This window comes from Pseudomonas sp. ZL2, from assembly GCF_054788455.1.
Genome location: NZ_JBGOGX010000017.1, coordinates 79,581 through 104,197, shown reverse-complemented (window position 1 = coordinate 104,197; position 24,617 = coordinate 79,581). Strand labels below are relative to the sequence as shown.

The 24,617-nt window shown below is 62.7% G+C and carries 20 protein-coding genes; 4 read left to right on the top strand and 16 right to left on the bottom strand.

All coding sequences use genetic code 11. The features are described 5' to 3' along the window. Window positions 1-143 precede the first annotated feature (143 nt). The 5 genes from ABM562_RS14500 to exaC form a co-directional block, all read right to left on the bottom strand. Window positions 144-548, bottom strand: coding sequence for a TraR/DksA family transcriptional regulator (locus ABM562_RS14500; protein ID WP_115087876.1), 405 nt, complete (start codon window positions 546-548; stop codon window positions 144-146). A 283-nt stretch (window positions 549-831) separates the two neighbouring features. After that, window positions 832-2,499, bottom strand: coding sequence for a PAS domain-containing hybrid sensor histidine kinase/response regulator (locus ABM562_RS14495; RefSeq protein WP_115087877.1), 1,668 nt, complete (start codon window positions 2,497-2,499; stop codon window positions 832-834). After that, window positions 2,483-3,646: an alcohol dehydrogenase-like regulatory protein ErcA gene (gene ercA / locus ABM562_RS14490; protein ID WP_115087878.1), complete on the bottom strand. Its 1,164-nt coding sequence runs from the start codon at window positions 3,644-3,646 to the stop codon at window positions 2,483-2,485. The genes ABM562_RS14495 and ercA overlap by 17 nt, the downstream gene beginning before the upstream one ends. 127 nt (window positions 3,647-3,773) lie before the next feature. Beyond that, window positions 3,774-3,845 (bottom strand): pyrroloquinoline quinone precursor peptide PqqA, encoded by a 72-nt coding sequence (gene pqqA, locus ABM562_RS14485; protein ID WP_009394664.1) that lies wholly within the window; start codon window positions 3,843-3,845, stop codon window positions 3,774-3,776. Window positions 3,846-3,955: 110 nt separating this feature from the next. Next, on the bottom strand, window positions 3,956-5,476 hold the full coding sequence (gene exaC / locus ABM562_RS14480) for an acetaldehyde dehydrogenase ExaC (RefSeq protein ID WP_115087879.1): 1,521 nt from the start codon (window positions 5,474-5,476) through the stop codon (window positions 3,956-3,958). A gap of 202 nt (window positions 5,477-5,678) precedes the next feature. On the opposite strand from exaC, the gene ABM562_RS14475 reads away from it, so the two are divergent. After that, window positions 5,679-10,190, top strand: a complete 4,512-nt coding sequence (locus ABM562_RS14475; protein WP_460422417.1) for a hypothetical protein — start codon at window positions 5,679-5,681, stop codon at window positions 10,188-10,190. A gap of 40 nt (window positions 10,191-10,230) precedes the next feature. Here the strand turns inward: ABM562_RS14475 and ABM562_RS14470 are convergent, their stop codons facing one another. From ABM562_RS14470 to ABM562_RS14440, 7 genes are all read right to left on the bottom strand, one after another. Further along, entirely contained in the window at window positions 10,231-11,004 is a 774-nt protein-coding gene (locus ABM562_RS14470; protein WP_115087881.1) for an enoyl-CoA hydratase, read from the bottom strand. Window positions 11,005-11,018: 14 nt separating this feature from the next. Continuing rightward, window positions 11,019-12,146: an acyl-CoA dehydrogenase gene (locus ABM562_RS14465; protein WP_115087882.1), complete on the bottom strand. Its 1,128-nt coding sequence runs from the start codon at window positions 12,144-12,146 to the stop codon at window positions 11,019-11,021. 8 nt (window positions 12,147-12,154) lie between these two features. After that, window positions 12,155-13,348, bottom strand: coding sequence for an acetyl-CoA C-acyltransferase (locus tag ABM562_RS14460; protein WP_115087883.1), 1,194 nt, complete (start codon window positions 13,346-13,348; stop codon window positions 12,155-12,157). A gap of 18 nt (window positions 13,349-13,366) precedes the next feature. Beyond that, window positions 13,367-14,134, bottom strand: a complete 768-nt coding sequence (locus ABM562_RS14455) for an SDR family NAD(P)-dependent oxidoreductase (protein ID WP_115087884.1) — start codon at window positions 14,132-14,134, stop codon at window positions 13,367-13,369. Between the two features lie 12 nt (window positions 14,135-14,146). Then, the gene (locus ABM562_RS14450; protein WP_115087885.1) at window positions 14,147-15,799 is read right to left on the bottom strand and encodes an AMP-binding protein; all 1,653 of its coding nucleotides are present in this window, start codon (window positions 15,797-15,799) and stop codon (window positions 14,147-14,149) included. A gap of 116 nt (window positions 15,800-15,915) precedes the next feature. Continuing rightward, a complete protein-coding gene (locus ABM562_RS14445; protein ID WP_115088494.1) occupies window positions 15,916-16,932 on the bottom strand; it encodes an AraC family transcriptional regulator in 1,017 nt (338 codons plus the stop codon). Window positions 16,933-17,005: 73 nt separating this feature from the next. Continuing rightward, window positions 17,006-17,869, bottom strand: a complete 864-nt coding sequence (locus ABM562_RS14440; protein WP_346616610.1) for a LysR substrate-binding domain-containing protein — start codon at window positions 17,867-17,869, stop codon at window positions 17,006-17,008. 112 nt (window positions 17,870-17,981) lie between these two features. Here ABM562_RS14440 and ABM562_RS14435 point away from each other — a divergent pair, with 112 nt between their 5' ends. Both ABM562_RS14435 and phnX read left to right on the top strand, forming a co-directional pair. Further along, window positions 17,982-19,088 (top strand): 2-aminoethylphosphonate--pyruvate transaminase, encoded by a 1,107-nt coding sequence (locus ABM562_RS14435; protein ID WP_233674502.1) that lies wholly within the window; start codon window positions 17,982-17,984, stop codon window positions 19,086-19,088. 56 nt (window positions 19,089-19,144) lie between these two features. Further along, window positions 19,145-19,972, top strand: a complete 828-nt coding sequence (gene phnX / locus ABM562_RS14430) for a phosphonoacetaldehyde hydrolase (RefSeq protein WP_134063456.1) — start codon at window positions 19,145-19,147, stop codon at window positions 19,970-19,972. A 65-nt stretch (window positions 19,973-20,037) separates the two neighbouring features. Here the strand turns inward: phnX and ABM562_RS14425 are convergent, their stop codons facing one another. Next, window positions 20,038-20,592, bottom strand: coding sequence for an NADPH-dependent FMN reductase (locus ABM562_RS14425; RefSeq protein ID WP_115087889.1), 555 nt, complete (start codon window positions 20,590-20,592; stop codon window positions 20,038-20,040). A 150-nt stretch (window positions 20,593-20,742) separates the two neighbouring features. Between ABM562_RS14425 and ABM562_RS14420 the strand changes: the two genes are divergently transcribed. After that, window positions 20,743-20,961 carry a hypothetical protein gene (locus ABM562_RS14420; RefSeq protein WP_115087890.1) on the top strand — a complete coding sequence of 73 codons (219 nt, stop codon included), beginning with the start codon at window positions 20,743-20,745 and terminating at the stop codon, window positions 20,959-20,961. Window positions 20,962-20,967: 6 nt separating this feature from the next. On the opposite strand, the gene ABM562_RS14415 is transcribed toward ABM562_RS14420, so the two are convergent. The 3 genes from ABM562_RS14415 to rnhA all read right to left on the bottom strand — a co-directional run bounded on the left by ABM562_RS14415 (window position 20,968) and on the right by rnhA (window position 24,583). Further along, entirely contained in the window at window positions 20,968-23,223 is a 2,256-nt protein-coding gene (locus ABM562_RS14415; RefSeq protein ID WP_460422412.1) for an Orn/Lys/Arg family decarboxylase, read from the bottom strand. A 78-nt stretch (window positions 23,224-23,301) separates the two neighbouring features. After that, entirely contained in the window at window positions 23,302-24,099 is a 798-nt protein-coding gene (dnaQ, locus tag ABM562_RS14410; RefSeq protein ID WP_134063460.1) for a DNA polymerase III subunit epsilon, read from the bottom strand. A gap of 37 nt (window positions 24,100-24,136) precedes the next feature. Next, the gene (gene rnhA / locus ABM562_RS14405; RefSeq protein WP_115087893.1) at window positions 24,137-24,583 is read right to left on the bottom strand and encodes a ribonuclease HI; all 447 of its coding nucleotides are present in this window, start codon (window positions 24,581-24,583) and stop codon (window positions 24,137-24,139) included. Window positions 24,584-24,617 lie beyond the last annotated feature (34 nt).

The following is a 24,617-nucleotide window of genomic DNA, read 5'->3' as shown; positions in this document are numbered from 1 at the left end:
TCTTGTTGTGCAGCCATTAAACGCCACTATCTTGCCATTAGCCATGCTTCCTTGGATGTAAGACCGCCGCCCTTGATACAGGGCAAGAAAAACAAAACCCCCGGAGATCGCTCCCCGGGGGTTTTGTCTGAGACCTGCGCAGGTCAGGCCTGGCGCTGGTGCTTGTCGATCTGCTCTTGACGCTCTTGCGCCTCGATGCAGTACTTGGTGGTCGGGCTGATCAGCAGGCGCTTGAGGCCGATCGGCTCGCCGCTGTCGTCACACCAGCCGAAGCTCTCGTCGGCGATCCGGCCCAGGGCCATTTCCAGTTGCGGCAGCAGGCGCTGGTCACGGTCGATGGTGTTGACCAGCCACTGGCGCTCTTCTTCGACCGAGGCGGCGTCGGCAGGATCGGCAGGCGTGTCCAGGCTTTCGATGGTTACACGACTTTGTTCGATGCGCTCATGGATCTCGACCTTCATCGTCTGCAACAGCTCGGTGAAGAAAGCCAATTGCTCAGCGTTCATGTAGTCATCGGCCGGCATGGCCAGCAACTTTTCCTTTGTCATTGATTTCTCTATAAAAAATACGTGCATTAAGGCGAATCGGGTGCTCCTGGCGAATAGCTCGCCAGGAGCGGAATTCTTCAAGCACCATCCGGCACTCAATTTACAGGGGGCGGCAGTCTAAGGCCGAGATTCACACTGGGCAACAGAAATGACAGTGGTTTTGACCGAAAAGGTGCTAAAGGCTCTCCCCCGGCGCTGGTTTATAACAAAAAAACCGCAGCGCAGGCGCTTTCCCAGGGACAAACGGTCATTCTCCGACAAAAACCTTGTAACAAAGATCCCCTTAACCGAGCAATTGACTCAGCACCGCACGCAACTTGCCCGGTTTCACTGGCTTGTTCAGCAATGGTGTACCCAGGCGTTGCATGGCCCGGCGGCTTTGCTCACTGCGATCGGCGGTAATCATCACGGCATGGATGGGCTGGCCGAAATGTTTGCGCAAGTCACGCACCACCTCGCACCCGGTCACCCCGTGATCCAGGTGGAAGTCGGCCAGGATCAGTTCCGGTGCCCGCCCCTTGAGCACCGCCAGGGCCTCGGCGTAATCACTGGCCGTGCGCACTTCGCACCCCCACTGCTCAAGCAAGGCTGCCATGCTGTGCTGAATGCTGAGTTCATTGTCCAACACCAGCAACCGCCGCCCAGGCAGCGGATCCCCCACACTGGGCTGCGAAAGCGTCGACGCTGGCAGCTCATTCGGCAGTTCTCCCGACAGCGGCACATCGATGCTGAACACCGAGCCGCGCCCCGGCCATGAGCGCACCTTGACCGGGTAATCGAGTATGCGCGCGATCCGCTCGACAATTGCCAGCCCCAGCCCTACCCCTTTGCGCTCGGCAGCACGGCCGACATCCAGTTGGTTGAACTCGAGAAAGATCGAGTCCAGACGGTCGGCGGCGATGCCACGCCCACTGTCCCAGACTTCCAGGCGCAGGTAATCGCCACGCCGCCGCGCGCCGAGCAGGATGCGCCCATGCTCGGTGTAGCGGCAGGCATTGCTGAGAAAGTTGCGCAGGATTCGCGTGACCAGGCGCAAGTCGGTACGCACGGCGAGCCGACCACCGCGCACACGCAAACTGAGCCCGGCCGCTTCAGCCACCGGTTGAAACTCGGAAGCCAGTGGCGCCAGCACCTCGTCCAGGCGGTACAGGTCCAGGTCCGGCTTGATCGCCGCCTGGTCGAGCCGGGAGATATCCAGCAGGTCGGTGAGCAGGTCCTCGGCGCCCTCCAGGGCCTGGTGTGCACGCTCCACCAGTTGCTGTTCACCCGCGGGCATCTGGCGCTCGCGCAGGGTGGAGATCAATAGCCGCGCCGCGTTGAGCGGCTGCAGCAGGTCGTGGCTGGCCGCTGCCAGGTACTTGTCCTTGCTACGATTGGCGGCCTGGGCGGCGTCACGGGCTTCGATCAGTTCGTTGGTGCGCTCGGCGACCCGCTGCTCAAGCTGGTCATTGAGTTGCTGCAGGCGCTCCTGGGCCAGCTTGCGCTCGGTGATATCGGCGACAAAACCTTCGACCACGCCGTCTTCGTCCGGACGCAGCAACAGGTTCATCAGCACGTCGATATGGCTGCCGTCACGCCGGCGCAGCCGGGTTTCATAGCCGATCAGTGCCTGCTCGCGCTGCAGCACCTGGGCGATGGCCAGCAATTCATCCTGGCCGCCAGCGAACAAGTGGCTGGCCAGGTCGTTGCGCGACAACACCAGTGCCTGTGCATCGGCATAACCCAGCATGCGCGCCAGCGCCGGATTGGCCGCACGCATGCCATCTTCAAGACTGGCCTGGAAGATGCCGTGCACCGCATGCTCGAACAGCCACTTGTAGCGATTGCGCTCGGCCTCCAGCTCTTCAAGGCGCACCGCCAGTTCCGGGTAGTGGCTCTTGCGTACGGTGTGGTTGCTCAGCCCCAGCAGCCCGGCCAGAGCATCGCCCGCCGGTTCAGAGGGCCTCGCCATACACCACCTCGACATCACGCTGGCTGGAGCTGCGCGGGTTGGTCAGGATGCACGGATCATCCATGGCGTGCTGGGACAAAAACGGGATGTCGGTCATACCGACGCCATGCAGGCCAAGGGTTTCGTGAAAGCCCACGGCATGCTTGAGCGCAATCAGGTGCTCGACCAGGCGCTGGCTGACCTGCTTGTGACTCAGGCCTCGGCAATCGATACCGAGGGTTTGCGCGATGACCTTGAAGCGCTCCGGTGCGGCGCTGTAGTTGAACGCCACCACATGCTCGACCAGCACCGCATTACACAGCCCGTGAGGCAAATCGAGAAAGCCGCCCAGGCTATGGGACATGGCATGCACCGCACCAAGAATCGCGTTGGAGAACGCCAGCCCGGCCTGCATGCTGCCGAGCATGATCTTCTCGCGCAGGGCGATGTCGGCGGGGTTGGCGATCATCTGCACCAGGTTGCCGTTGATCAGGCGCATGGCTTCCAGCGCGTGGGGGTCGGTCAGCGGCCCGTGGCCGGTCGAGACGAACGCCTCGATGGCATGCACCAGCGCGTCGATGCCGGTACAGGCGGAGAGGAACGGGTCCATGCTCAGGGTAGTTTCCGGGTCGATCAGCGACACATCCGGCACCACCGCCTTGCTGACGATGGAAAACTTCATGCGTTCCTGTTGGTTGGAGATGATCACGAACTGGGAAACGTCGGCGGAGGTACCAGCAGTGGTCGGGATCAGGATCAACGGCGGGCTCGGCACGCGGATGGTGTCGACCCCTTCGAACTCGAGAATGTGCCGACCATGGGCAACCACGATGCCGATACCCTTGGCGCAATCCATGGGGCTGCCGCCACCGACCGCGACGATCACATCGCACTGTTCGCTACGGTATCGCTCGGCGCCGGCCATGACCTCTTCAACCCGAGGGTTGGGCGAAACCTCGGTGTACAGGCAGTAATCAATGGCCTGTTCTTGCAGGCTGGCTTCGATATCAGCCACCCAGCCGGCGGCGATCACCCCTGGGTCGCTGACCAGCAGGACCTTGCGCGCGCCAAAGGTCTTGGCGTAATTGGCGACATGGTGACGACAACCGGCGCCGAAGATGATTTCCGGGGAGACGAACTTGCGCAACTGGCTCAGTTTCGGGCTCATGGGACGCTTCTATTCTTGTTGTAGTAATAGCGCCAGCCTAAAGCATCCCCCTTCGATTGCAATCAGACCATCGGCGGGCAGAAACAGAAGCGCCGACCGCTGCAAGCAGCGACCGGCGCAAGAGGGATCAGCGATTGGCGAAGTACATGGTCACTTCAAAACCGATACGCAGATCAGTGAACGCAGGCTTTTTCCACATAGGTCCATCCTCTTCTGGCACCACAGGATTGCGGTGCTTCTATTAATACACCGTTGCCGGTGCCGGTCGAATGCTACTTTGGAACCGTTTCTTTCAGGTTATCCGGGCCTTCAGAAGAACCCCAGCGGATTGACGTCGTAACTCACCAGCAGGTTCTTGGTCTGCTGGTAGTGGTCGAGCATCATCTTGTGGGTCTCGCGGCCGACCCCGGATTTTTTGTAGCCACCGAACGCGGCGTGGGCCGGGTATAGGTGGTAGCAGTTGGTCCACACCCGCCCGGCCTGAATGCCGCGGCCCATGCGGTAGGCGCGGTTGATGTCGCGGGTCCAGACCCCGGCGCCAAGCCCGAACTCGGTATCGTTGGCAATCGCCAGGGCTTCGGCTTCGTCCTTGAACGTGGTCACGCCGACCACCGGGCCGAAGATTTCTTCCTGGAACACGCGCATCTGGTTGTGGCCCTTGAGCAGGGTCGGCTGGATGTAATAGCCACCGGCAAGATCACCGCTCAAGCGTTCGCAATCGCCGCCAGTGAGTACCTGGGCGCCCTCTTCGCGGGCGATCTGCAGGTAGGAAAGGATCTTGTCGTATTGCTGCTCGGAGGCCTGGGCACCGACCATGGTTTCGGTGTCCAGCGGGTTACCGCGTTTAATCTGCTGGATCTTCTTCATGACCTGGGCCATGAACGGCTCGTAGATCGACTCCTGGATCAATGCCCGCGATGGGCAGGTGCACACTTCGCCCTGATTGAAGAACGCCAGCACCAGGCCTTCGGCGGCTTTTTCGATGAATGCGGGCTCGGCCTGCATGATGTCTTCGAAGAAGATGTTCGGCGACTTGCCGCCCAGTTCCACCGTCGAGGGGATGATGTTCTCGGCAGCGCATTTCATGATGTGCGAGCCCACCGGGGTAGAGCCGGTAAAGGCAATCTTGGCGATACGCTTGCTGGTGGCCAGGGCTTCACCGGCTTCGCGGCCAAAGCCGTGGACGATGTTGAGCACGCCAGCGGGCAACAGATCACCGATCAGTTCAGCAAACACGGTAATCGACAGCGGCGTCTGCTCGGCCGGCTTGAGCACCACGCAGTTGCCCGCGGCCAGGGCCGGGGCGAGTTTCCAGGCGGCCATCAGCAACGGGAAGTTCCAGGGGATGATCTGCCCGACCACGCCGAGCGGCTCATGGAAGTGATAAGCGGCGGTGTGCTCGTTGATCTCGGCGGCACTGCCTTCCTGGGCGCGGATGCAGCCGGCGAAGTAACGAAAGTGATCGGCAGCCAGTGGCACGTCGGCATTCAGGGTTTCGCGGATGGCCTTGCCGTTGTCCCAGGTTTCACTCAGGGCCAGCACTTCAAGGTGCTGTTCGATGCGATCGGCGATCTTCAACAGGATTCGCGAGCGCTCCTGCACGGACGTGCGCCCCCAGGCATCGGCTACGCCATGGGCGGCATCCAGCGCCAGGTCGATGTCGGCCGCGCCGGAGCGCGGGAACTCGGCAATCGCCTGGCCATTGACCGGCGAGCTGTTGCTGAAGTACTGGCCTGTCAGCGGGGCCACGAATTCGCCGCCGATGTAGTTGCCGTAAACGGCCTTGAAGCTGATCAGGGCATCAGCTGTGCCAGGGGGTGCGTAGATCATGGGGGCCTCATGTGCGCTGCGGGCCTGTCGGCATGACAGGCAGCTGGCTCGATGGTAAGCAGCCGCACGGCAGGCGCGAATCGGCCCTTGGCAGGTGCCGTCTCGTCAATTGGTAGTACGCCTGGGTGGTAACCGGCTACCGCCTGCTCAGGCGCGTGCGGGCGTCATATGGCGCTTCCCCCTGTTTTGGAAGCCTCGCCAGATGACCGCCCCTTCGCCCCATCAGTCCATTGCCGAACAGGCGACCTTGAGCTGCGCGGTCGCCAAGCGCTTCGTCAAGCGTCCCGCCCTGCTCGAAATCGCCGGCCAGATCCTGCTTGAGCACTGGGGCCAACGACGACTGCCACTGCAACACAATCCGCTGACGCTCTATCTGATCAGCCACACCGAAGCTCAAGTTCATATCCGCCAGTTGCCTCAAGTCCTGATCGAGCGATACTGCCTGGGCAGCACCTTGAACCTGAATGACGGCGAGGACTATCTCAGCCGCTACCCGCAACAGGGCCAGGATGTACAACTCAATGTCGACCTGCATACCCTTGAACTGCTGATCAACGATTGTGGCCCCTTGATCGTTGAAGCCTTCCTGCAGGCGCTGGTTGATTTCTGGAGCTTGAGTGACGAGCGCGGTGAAACGCCCTGGAGCTGGTACGCCAGCTACCTGCAAAGGCTGATGAAGAATGCGATCGATGTCAGTGTCAACGCCGGCAAGCTAACCCTGGCTCAAGCGGCCACCGCCGGCATCGTTGCGGCCTTTCCGACACCGTGGCAACGCAGCCGGTTCGCCAATCTGCAAGGCTTGAGCGTCCGGCAGGTGACGGTTGACCTGACGCCAGCACAGGTTATCGATGCCGACCTGTCCAGTGCCTTGCTGATCGAAGATTTTCCCGATCCACCAAAAGCCCAAGTGGCCATCCTGTTTACCCTGGTGGGTGCGCTGGCACCCTTCGAGTCAACCCAGGGTTTTCTCGACATGCTAGCTATGAACTGGCCCAGGTCGTTGCTATCCACGGCTCCACAAGCTCAGTTCAGCCAACCGGCAACATCGGCCTTCGAAGCCCAGGCCGCCGGCTTTCTCAAACAACATTTGCGCTTGATCGAAGTCATCGCCTTGGCATCGAGAACGCCTGAGCAGGCGGCAGCGCTCAACGCCATCATTGATCGCTCGACCTCGATGCTGGACCTGTGTACCGCCCAGGAGCTTGAGCGACAGAACCAGATCGCCTTCCTGCTGCCGGCATGGCTACTCGACAGCGAGCTGGCCATCCGCTACAGCACCTTGTTGATCAATCAGGCGCAATCACATCGAGAGGCCGCCGGCAAAACCTGGCGTGATGACATCGACACCGCCGAGGTCTTCGCCTGCAAGGCCCTGGACGCGAGGATCGAGCACGATCACCCCGGTGCGGGATTCAATGCCAGCGACGTAATGATCAGCAATCATCAAGTCATCGCCAGCGCCATCCCCGGGCAAGGCAGCCTGATCACCGATGGCGTCGTCAAGGTCGTCAATTTTTCCCTCGCACAGCTGGCCATCGACAACCTCGGTGTGCTGGCCGCAGGCACTGTGAGCCTGCAGTTACTCAGCGGTGCCCACCTGCCCGACTGGATGAATGAAGCCTATGTGCGCACCCTGGTGAGTGAACTGGACATCGGCGGACAGTATCCACAGACCTTGCAACGGCAATTGCTCGACGACCCCGACCAGGTGCAGGCGCGGCGGACACTGTTCGGTACGCAGCTGAAGACGCAGTTGCCGCTGCTGGCGCTGGAGCTGCATCTGCGCGACAAGCGCATCAGCCTGCCGGCCTGCCAGGCGGTGGACGCGCTGTTCGCCCACGCCTTGCCCGGGGCCTTCGTACTCAGGCCCCTGACCCTGCTGCGCGCAAGCGGCGCTGCTGCCGATACGCTACTCAATGCCTGGCTGATCGAACCTGGCGATGTCAGGCAAGGCCCTTGCGTGCTGTATCGCCCATTGCATACTGACCCGCTGTTGGAGTTTCACGACCGGATCGCCCTGTTCGACGCGTTCGCCAGCACCGGTCCGTTGCAGGATGACTTGCTCGACCGTCTGCCTGAACATACGCGTCCGATTTATGCCAAGGGCGGCCTGCGTGAGCCGCACATTCACCGCTTCGTCCCTGGCGCCGAGTTCGAACCGCTGCAGACGCCTGCGCCTGCCCGCCTGGGTGTGGCCCTGGCCAAAGGTGCCGTGCACGACCTGATCTACCAGGCCAGCGCCCAGGAGCTGGTCGACCGGGCCAAGCGCCACTCGACCAGCACCACACAATCGCGCTGGGACGCCTGGAAGCAACTGGGTTGGCTGATGTTCAACACCTTGCTGCCCTTGTTCGAGGGCAGTGTGGCCAAGGTCGCCTGGATGATTCAGGTCCTCGACAGCGCCAAGCGCCTGCTGGTGAGCGATGTACAAAACAGTCCCGGTGAACATCGCCAGGCGTTCGCCGACCTGCTGATCAACATCGCCATGGTCCTGTTCGTGCACGCCACCCGCCGGCTGGGCATCAGGCCAGCGGTGCGCAGGCGGCCCAGCCACGCACTTGTGCCGGCAAAACCGCCAGTCACCCCGGCGCTAGCCGAACCGCAGGCCGAGCTGACCTTCAGTTGGGCGCGCCCGGACCACCGCCTCACAGCCCAGCAAAGCACCCACCTGGAAAGCCTGGCCAGCCCGCTGTCACCCTCCATGCTCGGCTCCCCCATCCAGGACGGGGCGCTGCAGGGCTTGTACCTGCACAACGAACAACTCTATTTCGCCCAGGGCGCCCGCGCCTACCCAGTGCAATTCGATGCCGCCATCGACCAACCGCGCATTATCGCCGGGCCCTGGCTGAGAAGAGATGAGGCCCTGCGCTGGACACTCGATCTGCGCTTGCGCCTGCGCGGCGGGCAGCCTCTGCGCAATCGCCTCAAGCCTGCTGACCTGGAGCAGTCGATCGACAACCTGGATCAGACATTACGCACGCAGCAAGCCGAGGCACTGGCCAGCCAACAACGTCTGCAGGCATTTGCCCGGCAGCTCACCGACGACACCGACCCGCGCATTCTGCAAGGCTATCTGGCCAAGATGGAAACGTTGTCCCAGGACTTCGAGCGACACCGAGAGACGCTGCGTGAACGCAATGAAAAACGCCCCCTCAACCAGTACAAGACACTGCAGGCAAAAGCCCTGTTTGAACGAGCACGTTGCCAGCTGTCCATGCTTTCGACCCTGGGCAAACTGTACAAACCGTTGCGCCAGCGCTTTGTCCAGTCGGTCAGGGAAACCGACGGAGTCTTGCCTGAGCCAGGCTCAAGCGAACATTCAATGCAGGTCGATCTGCTCGACCAGATCGAGCTTTTGCTCGGCAAACTGATCAGCCATAGCGAAACCCTGAGCGCTACCCGCGAGCAACTGCACAAGCTGTCCAGCATCCGTCAACCCACTATCCAGATGATGGAACTGAGCCTCAACGAACCTGCCACCCGCCCCGCATCGCGGTTGTACTGGTACACCCTGCGCAGCGAGGTGATGAGCAACCGCTTGAGGCTGGTGGAGGCAAGCGAGGATGCCAGCGAAAGCGATTACTGGCTGGAACACAGCTGGCGCAACCTCGAGCAGGGCATGCTGCAGCGCATGAACCTGCAGGCCTTGAGCCGTGAGCAGGCAGAGGTTCATGCCCGCGTACTGGACAACATCCAGCGCCATTTCAGCACGGCGCTGCGCCAACTGGGCAATCTGAAAAACCTGCTGCCCGGTCAGCAGGCCGCCGACAGCCTGGTGTCCAGGCTCGAAACCGACCTGGCGTTGATGCTCAAGGAGACCCGCGCCGACCTTGACGAGTACCCGCAACCGCTGCTTGAGCGCAGCAGCCTGCGTCAGTTGCACCGGCAAGTGCCAGGGCTGATCGAAACCCGCGATGAGGGCGTGCTGCTAGGACAGCAGCGACGCGACAGTGAAGGTATCGTCGACATCCACAACCCACAGGACGACAGTATCCGTGCGTCCTACCGTGAAGATCCGCTTACCGGTACCTGGGAGCCCCTATCCCTCGAGCAAGCGCTACCTCCACAGGTCGCAGACGCCGAGCTGGGTGCCCTGCTGCGTGAAGGCATGCGTCTTACCGCTCTGGCCAGGCAAGATATCCAGCGCCTGAAAAACCAGGGCAGAAGCACCTACCTGCCAATCGAAATCGAGGAAATAGCCGATCGCCGACGGCTTGCACTGACCGCGCAGCGCCAGGCCATCGAACGGGCGCTGACGCGGAACAACCAGACCGATCAGGCGGCGGGCAATACGGACGCAGCCCTGCAGATCAAGCGGCTGGATGAAGTCGCTGACGAACTGTTGCATACCGGCGAGCAACTGAGGATAGAGGCTGCCCTGGCGCAAGCACCGAGCATGCGCGAGCTGGAGTACTTGCTGGGCAAGGGCCAGGTGAAACTCAAACGCCTGGTCAAGCGCAAGCCGCTGGCCAGTACCCGGGATTGGGCGCAGGAGGACCTGGATGAGTACGTGGTGCTGCACGCCAACAAACCCTTGTGGTATGCGCACTTTCACTACGCGGCCGAGAACACCCCGGTCGACGACTTCAAGGCCGCACACCTGAAGCTTGCCAGTCAGCGCTATGACCGCGGGCAGTTCGTCGAAGGCAACAAGGTGGTGCACCGCGGGCCGATAAGCCTGGCGGCGGCTCGGCAATGGTTTTTCAAGGAGTGACGGGAGAAAATCGGGCGCTGGCAGCAGCGCCCGATCCATTTCAACGATCCTTGAACTGCGCCTCACGCTTGGCGATAAAGGCGGCCATTCCTTCCTTCTGGTCTTCGGTGGCGAAGGCCGCATGGAACACCCGGCGCTCGAAGCGTACGCCCTCGGCCAGGTTGACCTCAAACGCGCGGTTGACGCTTTCCTTGACCATCATGGTCATCGGGATCGACTTGCTGGCGATGGTCGCCGCCACCTTCAGCGCCTCTTCCAGCAGCTCGGCTTGCGGTACCACGCGCGCCACCAGGCCAGCGCGCTCGGCTTCCTCGGCGCCCATCAGGCGGCCGCTCAGGCACAGTTCCATGGCCTTGGCCTTGCCCACCGCACGGGTCAGGCGCTGGGTGCCGCCCATGCCCGGCAGCACACCGAGGTTGATTTCCGGCTGGCCAAACTTGGCGTTATCGGCAGCAAGGATGAAGTCGCACATCATCGCCAGCTCACAACCGCCGCCCAGGGCAAAGCCGGACACCGCAGCGATGATCGGCTTGCGCCGGTTGGCGATGCGATCAGCGTCGCTGAACAGGTCATCGACGTAGATCTGCGGGTAGCGCAGGTCGGCCATTTCCTTGATGTCGGCGCCAGCCGCGAACGCCTTGGCGGAGCCGGTCAGCACCACGCAACCGATGTTCGGGTCGGCTTCGAGCTGGTCCAGGGCCTGGTTGATCTCGCCGACAATCTGCGCGTTCAGGGCATTGAGCGCCTGGGGGCGGTTGAGGGTGACCAGGCCGACCTTGCCGTGGATGTCCAACAGAATGGTTTCAAATGACATGCAAGCTGCTCCCTTCAAAGATTGCGCGCAATGACCATGCGCTGAATATCGCTGGTGCCTTCATAGATCTGGCAGACCCGCACATCGCGGTAGATGCGCTCCAGCGGAAAGTCGCTCAGATAGCCATAACCGCCGAGGGTCTGCAAGGCGTCCGAACAGACCTTTTCGGCCATTTCCGAGGCGAACAGCTTGGCCATTGACGCTTCGACCAGGGCCGGACGCCCGGCATCGCGCAGCGCCGCAGCATGCAGGACCATCTGCCGGGCCACGGCAACACGGGTAGCCATGTCGGCCAGGCGGAAGGCCACGGCCTGATGTTCGATCAACGGCTTGCCGAAGCTTTCGCGCTCGCGGGCATAGTCACGGGCCACCTCGAAGGCGGCGCGGGCCATGCCCACCGATTGCGAGGCAATACCGATCCGGCCGCCTTCGAGGTTGGCCAGGGCAATCTTGTAGCCTTCGCCCTCCTCGCCCAGGCGGTTGGCTACCGGCACGCGCACGTCGTCAAAGACGATCTGGCAGGTATCGGAGGCGTGCTGGCCGAGTTTGTCTTCAACCCGCGCCACCTGGTAACCCGCTGAATCGGTGGGCACGATGAAGGCGCTGATGCCGCGCTTGCCGGCCTCGGGGTCGGTGACTGCAAACACGATGACCACGCCAGCGTTCTGCCCGGAGGTGATGAACTGCTTGCAGCCGTTCAGCACGTAATGATCGCCGTCACGCCGGGCGCGGGTCTTCAGGCTGCTGGCATCGGAACCGGCTTGCGGCTCGGTCAGGGCAAAAGCGCCGAGCATGGCGCCGCTGGCCAGCGGTGTGAGGAACTGCTGCTTCTGCTGGTCGTTGCCAAACTTGAGGATGGGCACGCAGCCCACCGAGTTGTGCACGCTCATGATGGTCGAGCAGGCACCATCGCCGGCGGCGATTTCTTCCAGAGCCATGGCGTAGGCCACGTAACCGGTGTCGCTACCGCCCCACTGCTCCGGCACCAGCATGCCGAACAGGCCCAGCCCGGCCATCTCCTCGATTGCCTCTTTAGGGAAGCGATGTTCGCGGTCCCATTGTTCGGCAAAGGGCCGTAGGCGCTCCTGGGCGAACTGGCGGACGGCGTCGCTGATTTGCTGTTGTTCGTCATTGATTAGCATGGTGCACCTCAGTACAGACACTCGACGGCCATGGCCGTGGCTTCACCGCCGCCGATGCAGATCGCTGCAATGCCACGATGCAGGCCTTTCTGGCGCAGGGCCGCCAGCAGGGTGACGAGGATGCGCGCGCCCGACGCGCCGATCGGATGGCCCAGGGCGCAAGCGCCACCATGGACGTTGACCTTGTCGTGCGGCAGGTCCAGGTGCTTCATCGCCGCCAGGGTGACCACGGCAAAGGCTTCGTTGATTTCGAACAGATCGACCTCGGCCAGGCTCCAGCCAGTGCGCTTGATCAGCTTGTCGATGGCGCCGATCGGTGCGGTGGGGAACAGCGCCGGGGCATCGGCGAACGCCGCGTGCCCATGGATCACCGCCAACGGCTTCAAACCTTGCTGCTCGGCCTGGGAACGGCGCATCAGCACCAGCGCTGCAGCACCATCGGAGATCGAGCTGGAGTTGGCCGCGGTCACCGTGCCGCCGTCGCGGAAGGCCGGCTTGAGCTGAGGGATCTTGTCCAGGCGAGCCTTGGGCGGCTGCTCGTCGTCGCTGACCAGGCGCTGGGTCTTGCCCTCGGTCACTTCGACCGGGACGATCTCGCTGGCAAAACTGCCATCCTTGATCGCCTGCTGCGCGCGGGTCAGCGAGGCAATGGCGAAGTCATCCTGCTGCTCACGGGTAAAACCATTGTTCTCGGCGCAGTCCTCGGCAAAGGTGCCCATCAGGCGGCCCTTGTCGTAGGCGTCTTCGAGGCCGTCGAAGAACATGTGGTCGATGATCCTGCCGTGGCCCATGCGGTAGCCGCTACGGGCCTTGTCCAGCAGGTACGGGGCGTTGGACATGCTTTCCATGCCGCCAGCCACAACCACATCAGCGCTGCCGGCCAGCAGCAGGTCGTGGGCCATGATCGCCGCCTGCATGCCCGAGCCGCACATCTTGTTCAGGGTGGTGCAGGTGGTGCCCTTGTTCAAACCGGCGCCCAGGGCCGCCTGGCGCGCTGGCGCCTGGCCCAGGCCTGCCGGCAGTACGCAGCCGAACAGCACCTGTTCGACGCTGTCAGGCGCTACCCCGGCACGCTCGACAGCGGCGCGGATGGCCGCAGCACCCAGTTGCGGCGCGGTCAGGCTTTTCAGGTCGCCCTGCAGGCCGCCCATGGGCGTGCGCACGGCGCTGACGATTACGATCGGATCATTGGCGAGTGTCATGATTGTCTACTCCGAAAATTACTTGGCAGCCATGCGCAAGGCGCCGTCAAGACGGATCACCTCACCGTTGAGCATGCTGTTTTCAATGATGTGGCGGGCCAGCGCAGCGTATTCCTGCGGGCGGCCCAGGCGTGGCGGGAACGGTACTCCGGCCGCCAGCGAATCGCGCACTTCCTGGGTCATGCCGGCCATCATCGGGGTTTCGAAAATGCCCGGTGCGATGGTCATCACACGGATGCCGAAGCGCGCCAGTTCACGGGCCGCAGGCAAGGTCAGGCTGGCGATCGCGCCCTTGGAGGCGGCGTAGGCGGCCTGACCGATCTGGCCGTCGTAGGCGGCAATCGAGGCGGTGTTGATGATCACCCCACGCTCACCCTCAGTGCCCGCTTCGCCTTCGGCCATGGCTGCAGCGGCCAGGCGCAGCAGGTTGAAGCTGCCGATCAGGTTGACGTTGATCACCCGGCTGAAGCTGTCCAGGCCATGGGGGCCATTCTTGCCCAGGACCTTTTCGGCGCCGACTATACCGGCGCAGTTGATCAGGCCATGGAGACTGCCGAAGGCGGCAACGGCGGCATCGACCGCGGCCTTGGCGGCGCTCTCCTGACTGATATCGGCAACCGCAAAGTGCGCCTTGCTACCCAGCGCCTGGGCCTTGGCAGCGACCGCCTCGGCATTGAGGTCGACCAGCATCACCTGGGCTCCAGCCTCGATGAGCATCTGTGCGGTAGCGGCGCCCAGCCCGGAAGCTGCGCCGCTGACGATGAAGTTCTTGTTGGCAATCTGCATGATGGTCGTTCCTCAGGCGCTGGCAGTCGAAGCCAGCGCGGCTTGTTGTTTGGCTATTTCCTGGTTGCGCAGGATGAAACGCTGCAGCTTGCCGCTCGGGGTCTTGGGCAGCTCGCTGACGAATTCGATTTCCCGTGGATAGGCGTGGGCATACAGGCGCTGGCGGACGTGCTGCTTTAGTGCCTCGGCCAGTTCTTCGCTGGGTTGCTGAGCGCTTGCCAGCACCACGAACGCCTTGATCAGTTCGGTACGCTCCGGGTCCGGTTTGCCAACCACGGCGGCCTCGATCACCGCCGGGTGTTCGATCAGCGCGCTCTCGACATCGAACGGCCCGACCCGGTAGCCGGAGGTGGTGATCACATCATCACTGCGGCCAACGAAGCTGATACTGCCATCGGGGTTGAGCTCCACGGTGTCACCGCTCAGGTAGTACCTGCCGACGAAGGCTTTGGTCGGCAAACCGTGGTAGCCAGCAAACCAGCACAGCGGCGACTGCTCGCGGTCCACGGCGAGAATGCCCGGCTGCCCGGCTGGCAGTTCATTGTGCTGCTCATCCAGCACCACGATACGGTGGCCGGGAATGGCAAAGCCGGCCGCCCCCAGGTGCACCGGGTGCTCCAGGCCGTGGTGGTTGCACAGCACCATGCCCAGTTCGGTCTGCCCGTAATGGTCGTGGATGGTCACTCCCAGCTCGTCGGCAAACCAGCGGATCACTTCCGGGTTGAGCGGCTCGCCGGCACTGCTGACCACCCGCAGGCGGCCCTTGATCGGCGCGCTGAATTCGCTGCCGGCAGCGATCAACAGGCGATAGGCGGTGGGCGAGCCCGCCAGGTTGCTGATCGCGTACTTGTTGATGACCCGACAGGTACTTTCGACGCTGAACGGTCCATCGAAAAAGGTAGTGGCATGGCCCAGGGCCAGCGGCCCGGTCACGGCGTAGTAAAGCCCGTAGGCCCAGCCAGGATCAGCAAGGTTCCAGAAGTTGTCTTCAGGGCGCAGGTCGATGGCATCGCGCATGTAGCCCTGAAAGGCGACGATGGCCCGCAGCGGCACTTCCAGCGGCTTGGCCGGGCCGGTAGTGCCGGAAGTGAACATCAGCAGGAACGGTGCATCGCCCCCCAGCAGCACCGGCTCGCAATGATCATCGGCTGCTGCCAGCGCCATGTGAAAGTCGATATCGCTGGCGTCGTTGGCGGCACCAACACAGATGATTGTCGGGCAGTCATGGACCTCGTCGAGCTTGCTGCGATTGAGCGGCTCGGTGACCACCACCTTGGCCCCGGACTGTTCCAGCCGGTGTTCGATAGCCTTGGGGCCAAAAGCGGTGAACAGCGGCTGGTAGACTGCGCCCAGGCGCCAGGTGGCCAACACGGTGATCAGCAACTCGACCGTACGCGGCATCAAGCCGGCAACCCGGTCGCCGGCGCCTACACCCTGAGCCCTGAGCACATTGGCCAGGCGCGCGGCAGATTGCTGCAGTTGCTCGAAGCTGTACTGGGCGCTGCTACCCTCACGGCCTTCGCAGTTCAGTGCAATACGATTGCCGCCGACATGCCGGTCGCAGCACTCGACGCAGGCGTTGAGCGCTTCAAGGCTGCCTTGCAGGGCAGCCGCAGCGGTATGCGGGTAGTTGAATCCTTGCGCCGCGGCACGGTAATCACGCATCGCCAGACTCCTCGTTTTTTATTGTTGGAATAAAACGATTGATCTGAAGATAGTCGCGCCAGAGCCGTTACGGGACAATGGTCAAAGCTGTCAATCTGGATGACTGGTTTGGCCAGTCAGACGTCGTGGGGCAGGATCAGGCTGCGGTAATGACCAGGGTTGGAGCCGGTCCACTTTCGAAAGGCTTTGTAGAACGAGCTGGTGTCGGCGAAACCCAAGCGCGCGGCAATCTCGGCGAAACCGACCTCGGCTTCTGCCAGCCAGGTGATCGCCAGCTCTTTGCGCACGCTGTCCTTGAGGGCTTGGTAGGTCGTGCCCTCTTCGGCCAGGCGCCGGCGCAGGGTCGAGGCCGATATGCATAGTTGCTGGGCCAGCGCTTCGGTTTCCGGCCACTCCCCGGCTGGCAACCGACGCAGCGTTGCCTTGATACGTCGGGCCAGGCTGTCCGGGTCGCGGTACTTGACCAGAATGTTGGCCGGCGCCTCGGCCAGAAAGCGTTGCAGCTCTTCCGGCGTGCGCTTGAGTGGCAGGTCCAGGCAATCGGCGGCGAAGATCATCCGCGTGCGTGGACGGCCGAACTGCAGGTTTTCCGAGAACATCACCCGGTAGTCGTCGCAGAACGGCGGCTCGGCACAGCGCAGCTCGATGGCCAGGATCGGAATGCGCCGCCCGGCCAGCCAGCAGGCCACGCCATGCACGATCATCCAGAAGGTGAAGTAGGTAAAGGGCCTGCGCGGCGCATCCTGCGGCTCGCCGATGACAATTTCCGCGAGGCTCTGCTGGCGCACCAGCACCGGCTGCAGATGCTCGAGCATCAGCCCGAGAAAAGTCAGGGCGGTCTCGAGCCCTGCACCCAGGGTCGGCTGAGCCATAGATGAGCGACAGAGAAAGGCCAGGCTGCCCGTGCGCAGGCCGCGTGGGTCCATGCAAAAAAATTCATCGTGGCAACGCCGGGCCAGCAAACGCCAAAGCTGCGCATAGGCGCTGGCCGGTACCCGCGCCTGGGCCTGGTCCAACTGCGCCGGGTCGATACCGACGCGATTGAGCAAGGCCTGGCTCGGCGCACCCGGCGCGCAACTTTCCAGCAGCGCTTCACGCACCAGTTGCATGGAGATGGTGTCTTTCTCCGCCATCAGCAGTCTTTCGCCTTGCCCGTCTTGTTTGACCGCCATCTTAGAGGCCCGCCCGGAAAATGCCAGCACCTCCTCATACCACCGGCGCCAGGCTGAGAAACGCCTGGATCAGACGCAGTTCGCGACGCCGTTCCAGGCAGCCGATCATGTGCTGGTTGACCAGCCCCGCTCCGGCAATGGGCCGCGCCACCACCCGCGGGTCATGGCTGATTTCCATCGAAGATACGATGCCAATGCCAAGCTCGGCCGCCACTGCTTCGGTCACTGCTTCACGGCTGTCGAGCTCCAGCAGGACCCGCGGCTGAACACCGGCCTCACTGCAGGCCTGATCGAACGTGCGGCGGGTGATCGAGCTGGGTTCGCGCAGCACCATGATCTGTGCGTCCAGCGCCCTCAACTGCAGCTCACCTGTACTGCCCGCCCAAACGTGCCCGGCCGGTAGCAAAGCGCAGATCCGTGAATCACCGAGGCTTTGCAGGTACAGGCCCTTGCGCGGTTCGACTTCGGTCAGGACCGCCACATCGGCATGCTCGCAGAGCAGCGCCGCCAGGGTTTCCTGGGCGTTGCCCAGGCGCAGGTTGACGGTGATGCCCGGGTAAGCCGCACGCAGTTGCGCCAGCATCGGCATGACCCGGTGCGGGCCGTCAGCGGCCACTTCCAGACGCCCGGTGAGCAACTGCCGGTTGGCCTCAAGCATCACCTGCGCTTCTTCGACCAGACCGAACATGGCGCGGGTGATGGCCGCCAGGCGTATGCCCTCCTCGGTCAGTTCTACCCGCCGGGCGGTGCGGCGCAGCAGGGTGATCTGGTAATGCTCCTCCAACGCCTTGATATGCCCGGTCACCGCCGGCTGGCTGATGAACAGGCGGTTGGCGGCGCGGGTAAAGCTGCCCTCACGGGCCACCGCATCGAAGGCGCGGAGCTGGAACAGGTTCATATCTATCGGCCTGACTTATGGCTGGCATAACAACAAACAATTTGATTGATAGCGCACGGAATTGCAACTTAAGCCCCGTAGATTCAGCCCACCGCTTGTGAGGATTACCGGAATGAGTAACGCCCCTATCCTGCTGACCCCCGGCCCCCTGACCACCTCGGCCCGTACCCGCCAAGCGATGATGGTCGACTGGGGCTCCTGGGACCGCGATTTCAACCAGCTGACCGCAAGCCTCTGCGAGCAACTGCTGGCCATCGTCAACGGTGCCGACAGCCACCACTGCGTGCCCCTGCAAGGCAGCGGCACCTTTGCCGTTGAAGCCGCCATCGGCACCCTGGTGCCTCGCGACGGCAAGGTCCTGGTGCTGATCAATGGCGCCTATGGCCAGCGCCTGGCGAAGATCTGCAAGGTGCTGGGGCGCGCCTACAGCACTTTCGAAACCGCCGAAGACGAGCCCACTACCGCTGCTGACGTCGATCGCCTGCTGGCCGCCGATAGCAGCATCACCCACGTGGCGTTGATTCATTGCGAAACCAGTACCGGCATTCTCAACCCGCTGCCTGAGATCGCCCGGGTTATCGCCGGCCACGGCAAGCGCCTGATCATCGATGCCATGAGTTCGTTCGGCGCCTTGCCGATCGATGCCCGCCAAGTGCCGTTCGATGCCCTGATCGCCGCCTCCGGCAAATGCCTGGAAGGCGTACCCGGCATGGGCTTCGTGTTTGCCAACAAACAGTCGCTGGCCACCGCCGCAGGCAACTCACCGTCGCTGGCCATGGACCTGCAGGACCAACATGCCTACATGGCCAAAACCGGCCAATGGCGCTTCACCCCGCCGACCCACGTGGTGGCGGCGCTGCACGAAGCCTTGCTGCAATACAACGAAGAAGGCGGCCTGCCCGCGCGTCATCGGCGTTACGCCAGCAACTGCAAGACCCTGCTCGACGGCATGGCCGCCATCGGTTTGCGCAGCTTCCTGCCAGCCGAGATCCAGGCGCCGATCATCGTCACCTTTCATGCCCCGAACGATCCGCGCTACCAGTTCAAGGACTTTTACGAGCGGGTCAAGGCCAAGGGCTTCATCCTCTACCCGGGCAAGTTGACCCAGGTCGAAACCTTCCGCGTCGGCTGCATCGGTTGCGTTGGCCCGGACGGCATGCAGGCTGCGGTCAACGCCATCGCCGAGGTCCTGCGGGAAATGGAAGTGCTGGACATCTGACACCTCGAATTCTTTCTACCTGATCAGCGAAACCACCCGCTCAAGGAACCCTGAACATGAACTACAGCAACCCGACGCACCTGCAAGCCGCGATCCTCGACTGGGCCGGCACCGTGGTCGACTTTGGCTCCTTCGCCCCGACCCAGATCTTCGTCGAGGCCTTCGCCGAATTCGATGTCGAGGTGTCCATCGAAGAAGCCCGCGGCCCGATGGGCATGGGCAAGTGGGACCACATCCGCACCCTGTGCGACCAGCCACAGATCGCCGAGCGCTACCGCAAGGTGTTCGGCCGCACGCCGACCGATGCTGACGTCACCGCCCTCTACGAACGCTTCATGCCCCTGCAGATCGAGAAGATTGCCGTGCACTCGGCGCTGATCCCAGGCGCCCTCGAGACCCTGACCGGGCTGCGCAAAGATGGCCTGAAGATCGGCTCGTGCTCGGGCTACCCGAAAGTGGTGATGGACAAGGTAGTGGAGCTGGCCGCGCAGAACGGCTACGTGGCCGATCATGTGGTGGCTACCGACGAAACTCCGAACGGCCGCCCATGGCCGGCCCAGGCCCTGGCCAATGTGATTGCCCTGGGGATCGATGATGTCGCCGCCTGCGTCAAGGTCGATGACACTGTGCCGGGCATCCTCGAAGGCCGTCGTGCCGGCATGTGGACGGTGGCGCTGGTGTGTTCGGGCAACGCCCTGGGCCTGACCTACGAAGGTTACCGCGCCCTGGCCTTGGAGACGCTCGACAGCGAGCGCAAGCGCATTCATGCGCTGTTCGAAGGCTCGCGCCCGCACTACCTGATCGACACCATCAACGAGTTGCCGCAAGTGATTGCCGACATCAACAAGCGCCTGGCGCGAGGCGAGATGCCGCAGGCGGTGTAACCCCACCATCGCGGGGCAAGCCCGCTCCTACAGGTAGGAGCGGGCTTGCCCCGCGATTAGCTGCCTCACTTCTGGTGACGCTCGACCCACACGGCAAACTTGTCGATAAAGGTCTGCAGGAATGGCCGGGTCTTCTCCGACAGCTTGCCGTGCTCATCGAACAGCGTCCCTGCCCCGCTGATGTACGCTTCCGGCTGCTGCATGCACGGCACATCGAGGAACACCAGCGACTGGCGCAGGTGATGGTTGGCGCCAAAGCCGCCCACCGCCCCCGGCGACACGCTGATCACCGCCCCCGGCTTGCCACTCCAGGCGCTCTGGCCATAAGGCCGCGAGCCCACATCAATCGCATTTTTCAATACCCCCGGCACCGAGCGGTTGTACTCCGGGGTCACGAACAGCACCGCATCACTGCTGCGAATCTGCTCGCGGAAGGTCTTGTAGGCCTGTGGCGGATTGGCGTCGATATCTTCGTTGTACAAGGCCAGCTCGCCGATTTCGACGTTGTGCAGCTTGAGGTTGGACGGCGCGAGCTCCGCCAGCGCACGGGCGACCTTGCGGTTGAGGGATTCCTTGCGCAAGCTGCCGACGACGACGGCGACTGAGTACACCTGGCTCATGGCAATTTCCTGACGTGGAGAACAAAGGGAGTTGTAGGTATAGATGATCCCGTGCGGCCCTGAAGTTTTTTTCCAGGCGGGCAAAACTTACCAGGCAAAACAGTGGTCTATGCCTGACAGATCCTTATTTCTTCAGAGGTTGCACGGTAAATGACAGCAGTACTGGTCGGACAGTTTCATGCACGGGACGCAGAGGGCCGCATCTATCCCGTTCATGAGTTCCAGGAAGCCACCCTGCAGGCCGACGGTAGTGGCGCACCCCTGCCGATTACTACCTATAGGCTGGCAATCGGCGACCGGGTCAACCACCTGGGTGAAGATCGCTTCGAGCTGGTACAGAGTGGCGTGGAAATCATCCGTATTCCCTGACCCTGCTCACACCTTGATGCAATCGACGGTATAGACCCGCCCCTGCGCTGTGGTTTCATGCTGCAGCCCATGCACATCCGCGACAAACCCGGGAAAACCGCTGTCAAAGGCGGCGGCAAAAGCCAGGTAGTCGATGATAGAACGCGTCGCCTCGGTAAAGCGCTCCCCCGGCATGATCAACGGAATTCCCGGCGGATAGGGCACCAGCATCACGGCAGCGATTCGCCCGAGCAACTGCTCGATCGGTACCGCTTCGACCTCCCCGCGCACCATCCGGTCATAGGCATCGGCGGGTTTCATCACCACTTCAGGCAAGCGCGTGAACAGCCGTTTGAGCTGCTTGGCAGTGGCATTACTGCGGTAACAGGCATGCAGTTGGTCACACAAATCCCGCAGCCCCAACCCTTGGTAGCGCACAGGATCGAGACCGGCGACACAGGACAGGCTTTCGAGTAAATCGGTATTGGCATCGTAGTTACGCTTGAACTCGAGCAGCTCGGTCAGCAGCGTGCTCCATTTGCCCTTGGTGATGCCCATCGAGAACAGCACCAGGAAGGTGTAAAGCCCGGTCTTCTCCACCACCAGGCCGTGCTCCCAGAGAAACTTGCTGACCACCGCGGCCGGAATCCCGTGCTCGCTCAAGGCACCGCCGGCGCTGAGGCCCGGCATCACCAGGGTGACCTTGATCGGGTCGAGCAGCACGTAGTCGTCACTGACATCGCCAAAACCATGCCAGTCGGCCTGGGGCTGCAGCAGCCAGTCTTCGGTCTTGACCTGCCTTGCACCCTCACCCAGCGGTGGCTGCCAGATGCTGAACCACCAGTCATCCGCAGCCATGTGCTCACGCAGGTTGGCCATGGCCCGGCGAAAGCTCAGCGCCTCATCGAACATTTCCTGCAGCAAGGAGCGCCCGGCCGGGCCTTCCATCATCGCCGACGACACATCCAGCGAGGCGAGGATGCTGTACTGCGGCGACGTGGAAATGTGCATCATGAAGGCTTCGTTGAAGCGATCGCGGTCCAGCTGCCGGGCACCGCCGTCCTGCACATGGATCATCGAAGCCTGGCTGAAGGCCGCCAGCAGCTTGTGGGTCGAATGCGTGCTGAACACCAGCGGGCTGTCGGCGCTGCGCGAAGTGCCCATGGCGTAGCGCCCGCGGAAGAACTCGTGAAACGCCGCATAGGCATACCAGGCCTCATCGAAGTGCAACACCTCGACACTGTTGCCCAGTTCCTGCTTGATCAGCTCGGCGTTGTAGCACAGCCCGTCGTAGGTGGAATTGGTTACCACCGCCAGCTTGACCTTGGGCGGGCGACCCCGGGCCAAAGGATTGGCCTGGATCTTGGCCTGGATCGATACCGGGCTGAACTCACTCAGCGGGATCGGCCCGATGATGCCCAGCTCGTTGCGTTCGGGGCACAGGTACAAGGGGATGGCCCCGGTCATGATGATCGCGTGGACCACCGACTTGTGGCAGTTGCGGTCCACCAGCACCAGGTCATCACGGCCGACCATCGAGTGCCAGACGATCTTGTTGGCGGTCGAAGTGCCGTTGATCACGAAGAAAGTATGGTCGGCGCCGAAGTTCTTTGCCGCCCGCGCCTCGGCAGCTGCCAGGGGCCCGGTGTGGTCGAGCAGCGAGCCCAACTCAGGGACCGACACCGACAGGTCCGAGCGCAGGGTGTTCTCCCCGAAGAACTGGTGAAAGGCCTGGCCGACCGGGCTTTTGCGATAGGCCACGCCACCGCCATGGCCGGGAGTGTGCCATGAGTAGTTCGATTGCGCGGTGTGCTGCACCAGCGCTTTGAAAAACGGCGGCAGCAGGCCATCCAGATAACTGTGCGCAGCCCGCGCCACCTGGCGGGCGAGAAACGGCACGGTGTCTTCAAACAGGTAGAGGATGCCGCGCAGCTGGTTAAGCTCACTGATGACATCGGCGGGAGCATTCTCCAGGGTCACCTGCTCGCCCAGGGCGAAGATCGGCAGGTGCGGTGCGCGCACCCTGGCCAGGCGAATCAGCTCGACCATGTTCTGTAAAAGGTGGGTATTTTCGCCAGCACCTTCGGCAGCAATCAGCATGCACGCCAGGCCATGATGGGTCGCGGCGACCAGGCGGCCTTCGGCGTAATCGACGGCCGGCAGGATGGTGAAGCCGTCCTGGGCCAGCTCCTGGGCAATACCGCGAACACGCTCGCCTGCGACCGTATCGGCCTTGATATCGCGATGCACGATCAGGACGGGGAACTTGAGGTCCTTGTACATGGGCGGGCGCTTCCTCCGGGTAACAGCTTTGTCACCTCAGGGTAGAAGGTCGCCAGCGCCCCTGCGCGGCAAATTGCCTCAGTTTGCTTCGGACAGCTGCTGCCACAGCGCCGGGCCACCGGCTGACTTGGCAATGGCCTCCAGACGCGCCATGTGCAGTTCAAGCTCCTGCTCGGTGGCGCGAATGATCCGCCCTGGCTGGCGGCTGGCGGGCAGGCGGCGGATCTCGCTGCCGCGGTTGTCGTCACCCTCTTCCTCACCATCGGCACCATGCCCGGCAAGCGACAGGCTGGTCTGGCCACCGGTCATGCTCAGGTAGACGTCGGCCAACAGTTCGGAGTCGAGCAGTGCGCCGTGCAGCTCACGGCCGGAGTTGTCGACGCCATAACGTTTGCACAGCGCGTCGAGGCTGTTGCGCTGTCCCGGATGGCGCGAGCGGGCCATCATCAGGGTGTCGAGGATGGTGCAGTGCTGGGAGATGTCGGCGCGGTCGTGCTGGCCGAGCAAGGCGAATTCGTTGTTGATGAAGCCAACGTCGAACGCCGCGTTGTGGATGATCAGCTGGGCGCCCTGGATGAACTCGAAGAACTCATCGGCGACTTCGGCGAATCGCGGCTTGTCGAGCAGGAAGGAGTCGGTGATACCGTGGACGCCGATGGCCCCCTCGTCACTTTCGCGGTCCGGCTGCAAATAGACGTGGAAGTGCCGTCCGGTCAGGCGCCGCCCCATCAGCTCGACACACCCGATCTCGATGACCCGGTGTCCGTCAGTCACCGGCATACCGGTGGTTTCGGTGTCGAGGACGACCGACCTGTTGTTCTGAATCTCCACGCCGATGGTCTCCTGCCGCGTACAGTCTGGTGAAAAGCCGGCCATTCTACCTCAGCTCAAGGAGGAGTGGCGGCCGGTGTGCTCAGCGCAGGCCACGGACCTCGTCAACACCACGGTTGGCCAACTGGTCGGCGCGCTCGTTGCCATGGTGGCCAATGTGCCCGCGTACCCATTTCCAGGTCACCTTGTGACGGCCAACCTGCTCATCGAGCAACTGCCAGAGGTCGGCATTCTTTACCGGTTCCTTGGCGGCTGTTTTCCAGCCGCGCTTCTTCCAGTTGACCATCCATTCGTTGATGCCTTTCATCACGTACTGGGAGTCGGTGACCAGCAGCACTTCGCACTCGCGCTTGAGTGCTTCCAGGCCCTTGATCGCCGCCATCAGTTCCATGCGGTTGTTGGTGGTCTCGCGTTCGCCGCCCCACAGTTCCTTTTCGACGCCCTTGCATACCATCAGCACGCCCCAGCCGCCCGGGCCAGGGTTACCCTTGCAGGCACCATCGGTGAAGATCTCGACGCTATCGCTCATTTACAGCCTTTTCATCAATGATTTGACCCCGTGC

Excerpts from the sequence above, each read along its gene's own strand:
- ABM562_RS14455 (WP_115087884.1), bottom strand. The coding sequence starts at position 14,134 with ATGCAGATTGCCAACAAGAACTTCATCGTCAGCGGCGCAGCTTCCGGG.
- dnaQ (WP_134063460.1), bottom strand. The coding sequence starts at position 24,099 with ATGGCCGGCTTTTCACCAGACTGTACGCGGCAGGAGACCATCGGCGTG.
- ABM562_RS14425 (WP_115087889.1), bottom strand. The coding sequence starts at position 20,592 with ATGAGCCAGGTGTACTCAGTCGCCGTCGTCGTCGGCAGCTTGCGCAAG.
- ABM562_RS14420 (WP_115087890.1), top strand. The coding sequence starts at position 20,743 with ATGACAGCAGTACTGGTCGGACAGTTTCATGCACGGGACGCAGAGGGC.
- exaC (WP_115087879.1), bottom strand. The coding sequence starts at position 5,476 with ATGATCTACGCACCCCCTGGCACAGCTGATGCCCTGATCAGCTTCAAG.
- ABM562_RS14450 (WP_115087885.1), bottom strand. The coding sequence starts at position 15,799 with ATGCGTGATTACCGTGCCGCGGCGCAAGGATTCAACTACCCGCATACC.
- ABM562_RS14495 (WP_115087877.1), bottom strand. The coding sequence starts at position 2,499 with ATGGCGAGGCCCTCTGAACCGGCGGGCGATGCTCTGGCCGGGCTGCTG.
- ABM562_RS14500 (WP_115087876.1), bottom strand. The coding sequence starts at position 548 with ATGACAAAGGAAAAGTTGCTGGCCATGCCGGCCGATGACTACATGAAC.
- rnhA (WP_115087893.1), bottom strand. The coding sequence starts at position 24,583 with ATGAGCGATAGCGTCGAGATCTTCACCGATGGTGCCTGCAAGGGTAAC.
- ABM562_RS14435 (WP_233674502.1), top strand. The coding sequence starts at position 17,982 with ATGAGTAACGCCCCTATCCTGCTGACCCCCGGCCCCCTGACCACCTCG.
- ABM562_RS14460 (WP_115087883.1), bottom strand. The coding sequence starts at position 13,348 with ATGACACTCGCCAATGATCCGATCGTAATCGTCAGCGCCGTGCGCACG.
- ercA (WP_115087878.1), bottom strand. The coding sequence starts at position 3,646 with ATGAGCCCGAAACTGAGCCAGTTGCGCAAGTTCGTCTCCCCGGAAATC.
- ABM562_RS14440 (WP_346616610.1), bottom strand. The coding sequence starts at position 17,869 with ATGAACCTGTTCCAGCTCCGCGCCTTCGATGCGGTGGCCCGTGAGGGC.
- ABM562_RS14415 (WP_460422412.1), bottom strand. The coding sequence starts at position 23,223 with ATGTACAAGGACCTCAAGTTCCCCGTCCTGATCGTGCATCGCGATATC.
- ABM562_RS14465 (WP_115087882.1), bottom strand. The coding sequence starts at position 12,146 with ATGCTAATCAATGACGAACAACAGCAAATCAGCGACGCCGTCCGCCAG.
- ABM562_RS14470 (WP_115087881.1), bottom strand. The coding sequence starts at position 11,004 with ATGTCATTTGAAACCATTCTGTTGGACATCCACGGCAAGGTCGGCCTG.
- ABM562_RS14445 (WP_115088494.1), bottom strand. The coding sequence starts at position 16,932 with ATGGCGGAGAAAGACACCATCTCCATGCAACTGGTGCGTGAAGCGCTG.
- ABM562_RS14475 (WP_460422417.1), top strand. The coding sequence starts at position 5,679 with ATGACCGCCCCTTCGCCCCATCAGTCCATTGCCGAACAGGCGACCTTG.
- phnX (WP_134063456.1), top strand. The coding sequence starts at position 19,145 with ATGAACTACAGCAACCCGACGCACCTGCAAGCCGCGATCCTCGACTGG.